Origin of the sequence: Paraflavitalea devenefica (assembly GCF_011759375.1) — a bacterium.
Taxonomy (GTDB): domain Bacteria; phylum Bacteroidota; class Bacteroidia; order Chitinophagales; family Chitinophagaceae; genus Paraflavitalea; species Paraflavitalea devenefica.
Window position 1 is genome coordinate 353,900 of the sequence record NZ_JAARML010000004.1, and the last position, 14,879, is coordinate 368,778.

The window sequence follows — 14,879 nt, forward strand, 5'->3', positions numbered from 1 at the left end:
AGTTCTTTACTGATAATTAAACAGCGTTATGTTCAGCAACTACATCAAGATCGCGTGGCGCAACCTGTGGAAACACAAAGTGTTTGCCGTGATCCTTATCTTTGGTATGGCCATTGCTTTTACGGCAGCATTGCTGCTGTCGCTCACGGCGTATCATGAACTGTCGTACGACCAGTTCCACACGAATAAAAAGCACCTTTACCAGCTTTACTTTGATGAGCAAAAGGATGCCAGCTCTTCCATGGCCATTCCCGTTGCCCCGGCCTTAAAAGCGGAATATGCCGATGTTAAATACATTACCCGCTATGGCAGTACTGCGCATGGCATGGTGCGGTACAACAACAAAGAGATGGACCTGAATGTCCGTGCAGTTGATCCCGACTTCCTGCGGATGTTCACCTTTCCCATCACTGCGGGCAATGACAAAACACCCCTGCACGACCTGAACAATCTTGTGATCACGGAGCATTGCGCGCAGGTATTATTTGATAAAGAAGATCCCCTGGGCAAAACCGTTGAAATGAGAGCAGGTGATACCTGGGAACCCTTTACCGTAACAGCCGTTGCCAAAGACTTTCCCAACAACTCCAGCTTTACGTTCGACATCCTGGCCCGGTTTGAGCATTTCCCGGCTTACAAAGAATTGCAAAATGTATGGGATTCGGAAAACCATGAGGTGTTTGTACAACTGCAGGACAACGTACAACAGGCTGCTTTTGAAAAGCGGCTATTCCCTTTTATCAATAAGTATTACGCCGATAAGCTCAGCAGCATGAAACGGGATGGCGCCCAACCCGATAAAGAAGGGCAGCTCCTGCGACTGCGCACGATACCTTTTGCGGATATTCATTTCAGGGGAGAAAGCGGCACCGGCGCCGGCGTCAGCAAATTCTATCCTTACCTGCTGCTCATCATCAGCGGGTTTATCTTATTCATAGCCTGCGTCAACTTTGTGAACCTTTCCCTGGCCCGCTCCTTCACCCGCTCCAAAGAAATAGGTATCCGGAAGGTGATGGGCGCCCTGCGCTGGCAGCTCATTTCCCAGTTCTGGGGCGAAGCACTGATCGTAAGCGGGCTGGCATTGATCGCCGGGCTTGGTATGGCGTACCTGTTATTGCCTTATTACAAACAGGTCTTTTACCAGGCCATGTCGGCAGACATGCTGCGCTCTCCCAGGCTGATCGCTTATATATTGGGCGGCTTCCTGCTCATCACCTTATTTGCCGGCGGTTATCCTGCCTGGATGGTATCGGCCTTTAAGACCATTGAAACGGTAAAAGGGAAACTACCCGTCGGCCGGTCGAACCGCGTACGCAATACCCTCATGGTAGTACAGTTCGTACTCTCTTCTTTGCTTATCATTTGCACGCTCATCGTATGGCAGCAGATTAACTACCTGCGTACCAAACCGCTGGGCTATAATAAGCAACAGGTGATCAGCCTGCCCGTTGGCGCCACCATGGACCCGGAAAAAGCACTGTCCCTGATGCGTGACCGCCTGGCGGAAGAACCCCGCATTGTGAGCGTAACAGCTACCGATATGAATATGGGCCGCGGGCGCGATGGCTCCTCCTCTACTTCCATGATGGGATTTGACTATAAGAACAAAGGCATTAAAACTCACTGGCTGCGGATAGATTATGATTACCTGAAAACGATGGGCATTCAACTGCTGTCCGGCCGTGATTTCTCCCGCAGCTATGGCATGGATACAGCGGGTGTGCTCATCAATGAGACCATGGCAAAGCAACTGGGTGAGAAAGATCCGCTTACGGCAGTACTGCCTCTCGATGGCTCACAACTGCGGGTGCTGGGCGTGGTGAAAGACTTTCACTTCAAATCCCTGCACCGGGAGCTGGCCCCGCTCACCATGGTGGTGCGCCCCAACTGGCCGGTATCGTACCTCTTCATCCGTGTGCAGCCCGGTAACCTGCCGGCCTCTATGGAGGTAATTCAAAAAGCATGGAAGGAAGTAAACCCCAAAGCGCCCTTCCTCGCCTCTTTCCTCGATGAGAATACCGACCGCACTTATAACAAAGAAACGCGGTTGTCCAAAATATTTATGAGTGGCGCTATACTGGCCATCCTCATTTCCTGCATGGGCCTTTTTGCGATTGCCCTGCTGGCCATCCTGCAACGCACCAAGGAGATCGGCATCCGCAAAGTGCTGGGCGCAAGCGTGCCCCATATTGTGGGCCTGGTATCCAGGGATTTTCTGCTCCTGGTGCTGGTGGCCATTGTCATCGCATCGCCCATTGCCTGGTATGCCATGCATAACTGGCTGCAGTCATTCTACTACCGGATCGGTATTTCCTGGTGGGTATTTGTACTGGCAGGTGTGATCGCCGTATTGATTGCCTTCATTACACTGAGTTTCCAATCGGTAAAAGCTGCCCTGCGGAATCCGGTGAATAGCCTTAGAAGTGAATAACAAATAAAGAAAGGACAATAATGCTTAAGAACTACTTCAAGACTGCCTGGAGAAATTTGTGGAAGAACCGCTTCTACAGTTCCATCAACCTGCTGGGCCTTTCCGTAGGACTGGCAGTAGGTCTTATTATCCTGTTGTGGGTAAAGGACGAGCTGAGCTATGACCGCTTTCATGCCGATGCCCCCAACATTTACCGGGTGATCGCCCATCTTGGCACCGGCAGCTCCAAACAGTCCTGGGATGGTGTGCCCGCACCCATTGGCGCCTATGGCAAAACCCAGGTACCCGAAGTAAAAGAAACGGCGCGTGTAATAAGCAACTATGACTACTCTGTGTTCCAATATGGCGACAAGCAATTCAAAGAAAGCAGGACAGCTTATATTGACCCTTCTTTCTTTACCATTTTCGACTTTACCATCATCAGCGGCAACAAAGCCAAACTTTTTCCCGATAATAATTCCATCCTTATTACCACCAGCACTGCCCAAAAATACTTTGGCCAGGAAAATCCCATTGGCAAAGTGATCCGGGCCGATAATAAAGAAGACTTTACCGTACAGGGTGTAATAGCCGATTTCCCGGCCAACAGTACCCTGCAATATGATATGCTGTTTTCGATCGACCGCTTTGCAAAGCAATACACCGGTAAAGATTTCTGGAAATCCATGAATGAAGACTGGGGCAATTACTATAGCGCTACTTATTTGCAAATCAACCCCGGCGCTTCCACCGCAGCCGTTGAGAAAAAACTTACCCGGATACAACATACACACCACCCCGATTCAAAGAATACAAATTATGGATTGCAGCCGCTCAGCAAACTACACCTGTATGCGCCCGATGGCACCAGCAGCGCCATGCAAATGGTAAAGATATTTTTTATAGTGGCCGTCCTTCTGCTGCTCATCGCCTGCATTAACTATGTAAACCTTTCCACCGCCCGTTCCATGCTGCGCGCCAAAGAGGTAAGCGTACGCAAGATCATTGGCGCTGCCAAACTGCACTTGTTCCTTCAGTTCATTGTAGAAACCCTCATCCTGTTCACCCTGGCCACCCTGCTGGCTATCGTGATCATCTATGCCCTGCTGCCTTTTTACAATAGCCTGGCCGGCAAGAACAGTTCTTTCCGGTTACTGGATGCAGGTGTATGGACCACCATCGGCATTACCATTCTGGGTACCCTGATAGCCTCCTCGATCTACCCTGCTTTACTGCTAAGCTCCTTTAAACCGATCCTGGCCTTAAAGGGGAAATTAGGAATGGGCCTGGGCAATACCCGCTTCCGGCAGGTGCTGGTAGTAACACAGTTCTCCTTTTCGGTCATCCTTATTATCGGCACATTGGTTATCGGACGGCAGATGCGGTTCATCAGGGATAAAGAACTGGGATACGACAAGTCGCACGTATTTACCGTCAACATGCGGGATATGGAGCAGCACTTTGAAGCGGTAAAAGCAGAGCTGCTACAACAACCCGGCATTACCGGCATCGCATCGGCCAACCATACTATTGTGCAGTTGAGCAGCACCACCGGCGATACCGACTGGGAAGGCAAAGATCCCAATAGCAGCTTTATGATCCATCCCATGGCCATTGACGCACAATTCATCCCGCAGATGAAACTGGAATTTGCAGCGGGCCACAACTTCCGGGGTGATAACACCGATTCGGCCAAGATCATTCTCAACGAAACAGCCGTGCGGGAAGCGGGCATTAAAGATCCTATTGGGAAATGGTTCACACTGTGGGATACGAAGGCACAGATCGTTGGGGTGTTAAAAGACTTTCATGCAGCCTCCCTTAAAACCAAAATAGAGCCCATTGCTTTGTACTATAAACCCGCCAGCTACCTGATGTATGTACGGACCTCTGGTGAGGACGTGGCAAAGGCCGTTGCTGCCGTAGAGAAAAAATGGAAACAGTACAATGCAGGCTTTCCGTTTGAATACCGTTTCCTGGACGATACCTATGACCGCCTGTACAGGTCGGACCAGCAGACCGGTAAATTGTTCAATGTGTTTGCCGGCATTGCTATCATCATCTCCTGCCTGGGCCTGTTTGGACTGGCTACTTATACAGCGCAGGTAAAGACCCGCGAGATCGGCATCCGCAAAGTGCTGGGCGCCTCTGTAACTGCTATCACCAGTCTCCTGGCCAGGGACTTTGTGAAACTGGTGCTCATCGCCATTGTGATCGCCTCGCCCATTGCCTGGCTGGCAATGGACAAGTGGCTGCAAAACTTTGTATACCGTACCCATATTAGTCCGGTCCTGTTTATACTGGCCGGCATCATTGCATTGATCATCGCATTGGCTACCGTGAGCTCGCAGGCCATCAGGGCCGCGCTGACCAACCCGGTGAAGAGTTTGAAAAGCAGCGAGTAGCGAATGGCGAGTAGCAAGTGGGACGATGCGGGCACTAGCCACTAGCCATTTACAACTAGCTGTTTACTCATCAGGTAAGAATAACTGACAATAAAATAGCTAATCGTGATAAAGAACTATTTCAAAACCGCTTTCCGCAACCTGCTCAAAGGCAGGATGTATTCCGTGATCAACATCCTGGGCCTTGCCACCGGCATGGCCATTGCATTGCTGATCGGTTTATGGATATGGGATGAACTGTCGTACAACAAGTACCACCGCAACTATGACCGGCTGGCGCAGATCATGACCACCCAAACCTTCAATGGTGAAACGGGTACCGGCCCGGCCGTATCCATCGCCCTCGGTATGGAGTTGCGCAACAAGTACACGGACGACTTTAAAAAAGTATCGCTCGCTACGTGGAACTTCGGCCATATCCTGGCGGTAGGTGATAAAAAGATCACTAAAAACGGCATGTGGGTGCAGCCTGAATTTCCTGCCATGTTTGGCCTGAAGATGGTGAAAGGCAGTATCGATGGCTTAAAAGATCCTTCCTCGGCCCTGCTGGCAGAGTCGCTGGCCAAAGCGCTTTTTGGCAACACCGACCCGATAGGCAAAACAGTGAAGTTCGACAATAAGATCGACATGAAGGTAGCAGGCGTGTATGAAGACCTCCCACGCAATACATCGCTGTATGAAACCAGGCTGCTGATCCCCTGGGATAAATACATTACTTCAGAGTCGTGGCTGAAAGAAGCATCTACACAGTGGGGCAATCATTCCTGGCAGCTATTTGTACAGCTTAATGATAAGGCTGACATCAAAAAAGCAGCATCAAAGATCAGGGATATCGCCCGCCAGCACTTCAAGGAAGGTGATGAACGCGGTGTGATACATCCTATGAGCAATTGGCGGCTGTACGGCAAATTCACGAATGGCAAAACCGATGGCGGCCGTATCACCTTTGTTTGGCTGTTTGGCATCATTGGCGTATTTGTATTGCTGCTGGCCTGCATCAACTTCATGAACCTGTCTACTGCCAGAAGTGAAAAGCGCGCAAGAGAAGTGGGCATCCGCAAAACAATGGGTTCCCTGCGCAGCCAGCTCATCGGGCAGTTCCTCGGCGAATCCATCATCGTAGCCTTCGTCGCCTTTATCTTATCCATTGGCCTCGCATTGCTCTCCCTGTCCTTCTTCAATGGCCTGGCCGATAAAGAAGTCAGCCTGCCCTGGAGCAATCCCATCTTCTGGCTGATGGCCCTGGCCTTTACCGTATTTACTGGTATCATATCCGGCAGTTATCCGGCTTTCTACCTCTCCCGCTTTGACCCGGTGAAAGTGCTTAAGGGTACTTTCAAGGCCGGACGCTTTTCGGCCTTACCGCGCAAGATACTGGTCGTAGTACAGTTCACGGTATCCATCGCACTCATCATAGGCACCATCATTGTTTTCCGGCAGATACAATATGCCAAGAGTCGCCCCGTAGGATATACCCGCGAAGGGCTCATCACCGTTCGTATCAATACAGACCAACTTTATGGACACTATGACGCCCTCCGCGGCGACCTGCTGGCAACCGGTGTAGTAGAGAATATGGGCGAATCAAACAGTCCCTCCACTGATATCTATAGCAACCAGATCGGCTTTGAATGGAAGGGAAAAGATCCCAACGCCGTCCCCCTCTTTGGCATAGTGGCCGTAACCCACGATTTTGGAAAGACCATCGGTTGGCAGATCAGGGAAGGGCGCGATTTCTCCCGGAATTATTCTACCGATACCGGCCAGATCATCCTCAATGAGGCCGGCGTGAAACTCACCGGTTTCAAAGATCCTGTAGGACAGGTCATAAAATGGAACGACAAAGACCGTATGGTGATCGGTGTTGTAAAAGATATGGTCATGGAATCACCCTATGTTCCTGCAATGCCAACTGTTTTCTACCTCGATTACGGTTGGACCGGCGTGATCACCATACGCATCAAGCCTGCCATACCCATAAGGGAAGCAGTGAGCAAACTGGAGCCGGTATTTAAACAATACAATCCGGGCAGCCCGTTCGAATACGAGTTTACCGATGAAGAATACGCCAAAAAATTCTCAGATGAAGAAAGGATCGGAAACCTCGCCACCTTCTTTGCCATACTCGCCGTATTTATCTCCTGCCTCGGGCTGTTTGGACTGGCGTCCTTCGTAGCCGAACGCCGCACCAAGGAGATCGGTGTAAGGAAAGTGCTGGGTGCCTCGGTCATGAACATCTGGCAAATGCTGTCCAAAGACTTTGTGTCGCTGGTCATCATTTCCTGCATCATCGCCATTCCCATTGCCTGGTATGTGCTGCACCAGTGGCTACAACAATATGAGTACCGTACGCCTATATCCTGGTGGATATTTACCATCGCAGGGCTGGGCGCCATGGCCATCGCGTTGCTTACGGTGAGCTTCCAGGCAGTAAGGGCTGCATTGAGTAACCCGGTGAAGAGCCTGAGAAGTGAGTAGTGAAGAAGGCAAGTGGTGAGTGGCAAGTAGCGAGTGGGACGATGCAGGCACTAGCCACTAGCCATTTACCACTAGCCGCAGACCTATCAGGTAAGAATAACTGACAATAAAATAACTAATCGTGATAAAGAACTATTTCAAAACCGCTTTCCGCAACCTGCTCAAGGGCAGGATGTATTCCGTGATCAACATCCTGGGCCTTGCCACCGGCATGGCCATTGCCTTGCTCATTGGCTTATGGATATGGGATGAGCTATCCTTCAACAGGTACCACCGCAACCATGAACGGCTGGCGCAGGTGATGACCACCCAAACTTTTAATGGCGAAACGGGTACGGGCCGTGCCGTTTCCGTCCCGCTGGGTTATGAACTCCGCAACAAGTATACGGCCGACTTTAAATATGTGTCTATGGCCTCCTGGAATTTTGACCATATCCTGGCGGTGGGCGATAAAAAGATTACAGAAGGGGGCATGTGGGTACAACCGGAGTTCCCAAAAATGCTTTCCCTGAAAATGGTGAAAGGCAGCCAGGACGGTTTAAAAGACCCTTCTTCTGCCCTGCTGGCCCAATCAGTGGCCAAAGCATTGTTTGGCGATACCGATCCGATCGGTAAAACCGTGAAGTTCGACAACAATACTGACCTCAAAGTGGCGGGTGTGTACGAAGACCTGCCCCGTAATACAACACTGAACGAAACCAAACTCCTTATTCCCTGGGACAAATACGTTGCGAATGAAGAGTGGATGAAAAATGCCCAGACCCAGTGGGACAACCATTCCTGGCAGTTATTTGTACAGCTCAACGATAACGTTGACTTTGATAAAACAACCGCGAAGATCAAAGGCATCGCCAGGCAGCATGTAAAGGAAGGCGATGAATACGCCTTACTGCATCCGATGGACAAATGGCGGCTCTACAGCAAATTCACCAATGGGAAAGTGGATGGCGGCCGCATACAGTTTGTATGGCTCTTTGGCATCATCGGCATATTTGTATTGCTGCTGGCCTGTATCAACTTCATGAACCTGTCTACCGCCAGAAGTGAAAAACGTGCCCGTGAAGTAGGCATCCGCAAAACGATGGGTTCTCTACGCAGCCAGCTTATCGGGCAGTTCCTCGGTGAGTCCATCATTGTAGCTTTCATTGCTTTTGTCTTATCCATCGGCCTGGCATTGCTCTCCCTGTCCTTCTTCAATGGCCTGGCCGATAAGGAAGTCAGCCTGCCCTGGTCGAACCCCTTCTTCTGGGGGATGGCATTGGTTTTCATCCTATTTACCGGTCTCATATCGGGCAGCTATCCGGCTTTCTACCTCTCCCGCTTTGACCCGGTAAAAGTGCTTAAGGGTACTTTCCGGGCCGGCCGCTTTGCCGCTTTACCCCGGAAAATACTGGTCGTAGTACAGTTCACGGTATCCATCGCACTCATCATCGGCACCATCATTGTTTTCCGGCAGATACAATATGCCAAAAGCCGCCCGGTAGGTTATACGCGGGAAGGGCTTATTTCAATATCCATTAATACAAAGGAGCTGTATGGCCATTATGACGTTCTCCGGAACGACCTGCTGGCCACCGGTGTTGTAGCAGATATGGCTGAATCATCCAGCCCCACTACCAATGTTTGGAGCAACCAGATCGGCTTTGACTGGAAAGGCAAAGATCCTAATGCCGTACCGCTTTTCGGCACCATCGCAGTAACGCACGATTTCGGCCATACCATCGGCTGGCAGATCAAGGAAGGGCGCGATTTCTCCCGGAATTATACGACCGATACCGGTCAGATCATCCTCAATGAAGCCGGCGTGAAACTCACCGGTTTCAAAGATCCTGTAGGACAAATGATCAAATGGAACGATAAAGACCGCATGGTGATCGGTGTTGTTAAAGACATGGTGATGGAATCGCCCTATACGCCGGTGAAACCCACCGTCTTTTTTCTCGAATATGGATGGGCCAATATCATCACCATACGCATAAAACCGACCGTGCCTGTACGGGAAGCGCTGGCTAAACTGGAACCTGTATTTAAAAGCCACAATCCGGGCAGCCCGTTTGAATATAAGTTCACGGATGAGCAATATGCCCAAAAATTTTCTGATGAGGAACGTATCGGCAACCTCGCTACCTTCTTCGCCGTTCTGGCCGTCTTCATCTCCTGCCTCGGATTGTTTGGACTGGCTTCCTTTGTGGCGGAACGCCGCACCAAAGAGATCGGCGTACGCAAAGTACTGGGTGCCTCGGTCATGAATATCTGGCAAATGCTGTCCAAAGACTTTGTGTCGCTGGTCATCATTTCCTGCCTCATCGCTATTCCCATCGCCTGGTATGTACTGCACCAGTGGCTACAGCAATATGAATACCGTACCCCTATATCCTGGTGGATATTTACCATCGCGGGCGTGGGCGCCATGGCCATTGCTTTGCTTACGGTGAGCTTCCAAGCCATTAAAGCGGCCATCTCAAACCCTGTGAAGAGTTTGAGAAGTGAGTAGCGGAAGAAGGCAAGTGGTGAGTGGCAAGTAGCGAGTGGGACGATGCAGGCACTAGCCACTAGCCATTTACCACTAGCCGCTGGCTCGTCAGGAAAGAATAACTAACAATAAAACACAAATCGTGATAAAGAACTATCTAAAGATCGCTTTCAGGAACCTGTGGAAACACAAGGCTTTCTCCTTTATCAATATATTGGGGCTTACCGTAGGTATGACAGCCTGCTTCCTGATCTTTTTGTATGTACGGTTTGAACTTTCCTATGATGCCTTCAATACCAAAGCCGACCGCATTTACCGCATAGTAACCGACATTAAAACACCTTCTGAAGTGATTAAGGCCAATGGCCCCTCCTGGGCTGTGCCGCCCAACCTCAAAGATGAATTTCCGGAAGTAGAAGCTTTTGTTCGTATCAGCGGTAACAATATGCTGGTAAGAAAAGGGGATATCAAATACCAGGAAGAAAATGCAGCGTATGCAGATTCTGCTTTCTTCCAGGTATTTGACATTAAGCTGCTGCAGGGTAACCCTCAAAAGGCACTCAATGATCAGATGAGTGTGGTATTATCAGAAACCACCGCTAAAAAATATTTTGGCAGGAATAATCCAGTAGGTCAGACTTTATTACTTACAGGCGACGGCATTCCAGCCACGGTGACCGGCCTCATGCAGGATATGCCGGAGAATTCGCAGGTAAGAGCTGATATGCTGATTTCCATGAGTACCCTCAACCAAAGATTTAATCCAGGACAAGATCAACAGTGGGGAAGCTATGGCTCATCTGCTTACCTGTTATTAAAACCCGGTACTAATGCAAAGGCATTGGAAACCAAATTTCCGGCCTTCATCAAAAAGCGGAACGGGAAACAGGAACAGGAAAACCAGATGTACGCTACCCTGTTGCTGGAACCCCTACGGGAAGTATATCTTTATTCAACCCGTGGCGGCAGTACTACCGGTAATATCAACAACGTGTACATCTTTTCCATCGTTGCCGTCTTCATCCTGCTGATCGCCTGCATCAATTTTATCAACCTTACCACTGCCCGCTCTACAGAGCGCGCCAAAGAAGTTGGCATCCGCAAGGTAGTAGGCGCCATCAAAGGGCAGCTCACCTGGCAGTTCATTGGAGAATCGGTGATACTTTCCCTGCTGGCATTGCTGCTCACCATCGGACTTGCGGCTATATTATTGCCGCTGTTCAACCAGTTGGCCGGCAAGCAGGTCAGTGAAGGCATCTTCAGTAACTGGCAATACCTGGGCATCCTGTTCATCGCCGCTATCGGCATTGGGCTACTGGCGGGCGCCTATCCGGCACTTGTATTATCCTCGTTCAGGCCCATTACCGTATTGAAAGGCCGTTTTGCTACCGGCGTACGGGGTATTCTTTTAAGAAAAGGACTGGTTGTAGCACAGTTCAGTATTTCCATTGCCCTCATCATTGGCACCATCGTGGTATACCGGCAAATGAACTTCATGCGCAGCCGCGATCTTGGTTTCAATAAAGACCAGACGCTAGTCATTAATACCAATAATGACCCTGGCAAGGAAACATTCAAGCAGGCGCTTACCGGTATCCCTGCCGTGAAAGCCGTATCGCTCTCCTCCAGTGTGCCCGGCGGTCGTAATGCCGGCGCCTATTCAGAAATTGAGAATAACAAAGGGGATCTGCAGGTCGCGAATCTTGACGTGTACTTTGTTGACTTCGATTATATAAAACAGTATGATATGAAAGTGGTGGCGGGCCGGGCTTTCTCCCGCGACTTCCTTACTGATACCACCCAGGCCATGGTGATGAATGAAACGGCCGTAAAACTGTTTGGTTACTCCTCACCACAGCAGGCCATCGGCAGGCGCTTTAAGCAATGGGGCCGGGAAGGAAAGATCATCGGCGTGATCAAAGACTTTCATTTCCGTTCGCTGCAGCAGGATATCAAACCGCTTACCATGCGCATCGAACCCAATAGGTCCAGAATTGTCTCTGTTAAAATAGCAACAGCCAACCTGCCGGCTACCCTGGCAACTATAGAAAGCAAGTGGAAAACCACCATACCCAACAGGCCCTACAGCTACACTTTCCTCGACGAGTTATTTGATCAGCAATACCGCGCTGAAGAAAGGTTTGGCAAGCTGTTTCTGAACTTTGCCATACTGGCCATCTTCATTTCCTGTCTCGGCCTGCTGGGACTGGCAGCTTACAGCACCATGCAGCGCACCAAAGAAATAGGTATCCGTAAGGTGATGGGCGCTTCAGTAACTGGCATCGTGAACCTTTTATCCATAGATTTCCTGAAACTGGTATTGATATCGTTTTTCGTGGCAGCCCCCGTAGCCTGGTACTTCATGCACCAATGGCTGCAGGGATTTGCTTACAGAACGCCTATTGCCTGGTGGATCTTCGTAATAGCCGGGATAGCGGCCCTGGTCATCGCCATAGCCACCATCAGCTTTCAGGCCATTAAGGCGGCCATCATGAACCCGGTGAAGAGTTTAAGAAGTGAATAGTCAATAGTTAATAGTCAGCGGGGATTACAGCGACATTCCTCAAACTATTAATCTAAACAAACCATGTTCAAGAGTTTTTTAAAAACAGGTTGGAGAAGTCTTACCAGGAATAAGGCTTATACAGCTATTAATATCCTGGGACTGGCGCTGGGCATCAGTACCTGCCTGGTCATATTCCTGATTGCCAGCCATGAACTGAGCTATGACAAATTTCATCCCGGTAAAGAACGCATCTACCGCATTGTGGGCTCCATGCAATTTAAAAATGAGCCGCCCAGCCAGAAAGGTTATGTACCTTCTCCCCTGCCCATGCGCGTGCGGGAACAATTGACCGGCTTTGAACAGGTAACAGGCTTTTATAACTATTACGCCAAAGTAACGGTGCCACAAGCAGGCCGGGAAACTAAAGTATTTGAGTCACGGCCCGATCAGCCCTCTCCCATCATCGTGGCCGAAAGCCCTTACTTTTCCATCTTCCCATACCAATGGCTGGCAGGTAATGCAGCCACCGCTTTGCAGGAACCTTTTAAAGTAGTGCTGACTGAATCAGTTGCCAGGAACTACTTTGGTACAGTGCCGGCCGGTGACCTGATTGGACGGGAACTGGTCTATAACGATTCCCTGCACCTCACCGTGGCAGGCATTGTGAAAGACCGGGAAAAGAATACAGACTTTGGTTTTACCAACTTCATCTCCTTTCCTACTGTACAGCATAGCTTTTTAAAGAAAGATATTGATCTGAATAGCTGGGGCGTGTGGGACTATTATTCACAGGCGATGGTGAAGCTGGCGCCCGGCGTTACACCGGCACAGGTAGAAGCGCAGTTCCCCCGCTTTGTAAAAGATAATATGAGGGGCGAAGGCAATACGCTGCAACTGCAGCCACTGGCCGATATTCACTTCAATGCCGATTACCAGGATGGCTATGGCCGTAAGGTACACCTGCCCACCCTGTATGGATTAATGGGTATTGCCCTCTTTATTTTGCTCATTGCTGTGGTCAACTTTATCAACCTCTCAACAGCACAATCCATTAAAAGAGCCAAAGAGATCGGCATCCGCAAAGTACTGGGCAGTGGCCGCGGCAGCCTGCGCCTGCAGTTCTTCAGTGAAACCTTTATCCTTACCCTGACGGCTGTTATTCTTTCAGCCATCTTGCTGAAGCCTGTTCTCATAGCTTTTGAAACCTTCATTCCTGCCGGTGTGGTATTGCAACCTTTCCATACTTATACCTGGCTGTTCCTGCTGGTCATTGCCCTGGCCACTACCTTACTGGCCGGCTTTTATCCTGCCCGTGTATTATCTAATTATCGTCCGGTAACAACCTTAAAAGGACAGGCCATTTCACCAACGCCGCACAAAAATTATCTGCGTAAATCACTCATCGTATTCCAGTTTACTATTTCACTGGTATTCATCATAGGCACCCTCGTTGTTGGTAAGCAGATCCATTTCATGCTGAATACCGACATGGGATTCGACCGGGATGCCATTATCAACCTGCGGCCCGGCCGGGAACAAACACCGGATAAAAAGCTCCTGTTCGCCCAAAAGCTGCAACAGTTGCCCGGCGTTACAGCCGTGAGCCTCCATGCAGAAACACCAGCCGCCCAACGGCATGCTGGCACTTCCATCAAACGCATCGGCAGCAACCAGCCGGATAATGAGATCCTATCCTCCTTTGAGTTTGTAGACGATCAATACCTGCCCTTGTATGGCATTAAGCTACTCGCAGGACGCAACCTGCATCCTTCCGATACCCTGCGTGAGTTTGTGATCAATGCCATCTGCGCCCGGGCGCTTGGTTTTACAGATCCCCGCGAGGCAGTAGGGCAAATGGTACAGGTAGGCATTTCCGGTAAAAAAGGCCCGGTAGTGGGTGTGGTGGAAGATTTCTATGCCAAATCATTCCATGAAGCCATTCCCCCCTTTTTCATGACCACTACGGCGAAGGCGGCCCGCACCATCAGTGTAAAACTGGCTACCAGCGGTCAGCAATTGGGACAAATGAAATCCACCCTCGCAGCCATTGAACAAATATGGCCCTCCATCTATCCTGATAAACCCCTGGAGCTGGCATTCTTTGACGACAGCATCGCTGCCTTTTATGAAAAGGAAGAAAAAACAGCGCAACTGATGAATACGGCCATGGCCATCGCCATCTTCATTTCCTGTATGGGATTGTTTGGGCTGGCTGCCTTTACCATGCAGCAACGCGCCAAAGAGATCGGTATCCGGAAAGTGCTGGGCGCCAGTGTGGCCAATATCGCCTCTATGTTGTCGAAAGATTTCCTGCAACTGGTGCTCATCGCATTGGTCGTCGCCTCACCGGTGGCGTATTATTTCATGCACCAGTGGCTGGACAATTTTGCTTACCGCACGGCTATTAGTTGGTGGGTATTTATACTGGCAGGGCTGGCCGCCATTGTGATCACCGTATGCACCATCGGTTTCCAGGCCATTAAAGCAGCGGTGACAAACCCGGTGAAAAGTTTAAGAAGTGAGTAGTGGAAGAAAGCGAGTAGTGAGTGGCAAGTAGCGAGTGGGACGATGCAGGCACTAGCCACTAGCCATTTACCACTAGCCGCT

Annotated in this window: 6 protein-coding genes; all 6 read left to right on the forward strand. The window is 50.1% G+C overall.

Translation table 11 applies throughout. The features are described from left to right. Positions 1-28 precede the first annotated feature (28 nt). Positions 29-2,431, forward strand: a complete 2,403-nt coding sequence (locus tag HB364_RS23120) for an ABC transporter permease (RefSeq protein ID WP_167290706.1) — start codon at positions 29-31, stop codon at positions 2,429-2,431. Between the two features lie 20 nt (positions 2,432-2,451). Next, entirely contained in the window at positions 2,452-4,815 is a 2,364-nt protein-coding gene (locus HB364_RS23125; protein ID WP_167290707.1) for an ABC transporter permease, read from the forward strand. A 105-nt stretch (positions 4,816-4,920) separates the two neighbouring features. After that, complete coding sequence (locus HB364_RS23130; protein WP_167290708.1) at positions 4,921-7,293, forward strand: ABC transporter permease; 2,373 nt, start codon at positions 4,921-4,923, stop codon at positions 7,291-7,293. 121 nt (positions 7,294-7,414) lie between these two features. Next, positions 7,415-9,787: an ABC transporter permease gene (locus HB364_RS23135; protein WP_167290709.1), complete on the forward strand. Its 2,373-nt coding sequence runs from the start codon at positions 7,415-7,417 to the stop codon at positions 9,785-9,787. Positions 9,788-9,908: 121 nt separating this feature from the next. Continuing rightward, positions 9,909-12,290, forward strand: coding sequence for an ABC transporter permease (locus tag HB364_RS23140; RefSeq protein ID WP_167290710.1), 2,382 nt, complete (start codon positions 9,909-9,911; stop codon positions 12,288-12,290). Between the two features lie 63 nt (positions 12,291-12,353). Then, positions 12,354-14,798 carry an ABC transporter permease gene (locus HB364_RS23145; protein WP_167290711.1) on the forward strand — a complete coding sequence of 815 codons (2,445 nt, stop codon included), beginning with the start codon at positions 12,354-12,356 and terminating at the stop codon, positions 14,796-14,798. The last annotated feature ends 81 nt before the right edge of the window (positions 14,799-14,879 follow it).

Bases quoted from the DNA above. Each gene is read 5' to 3' on its own strand.
- HB364_RS23125 (WP_167290707.1), top strand. From the start codon at position 2,452: ATGCTTAAGAACTACTTCAAGACTGCCTGGAGAAATTTGTGGAAGAAC.
- HB364_RS23120 (WP_167290706.1), top strand. From the start codon at position 29: ATGTTCAGCAACTACATCAAGATCGCGTGGCGCAACCTGTGGAAACAC.
- HB364_RS23145 (WP_167290711.1), top strand. From the start codon at position 12,354: ATGTTCAAGAGTTTTTTAAAAACAGGTTGGAGAAGTCTTACCAGGAAT.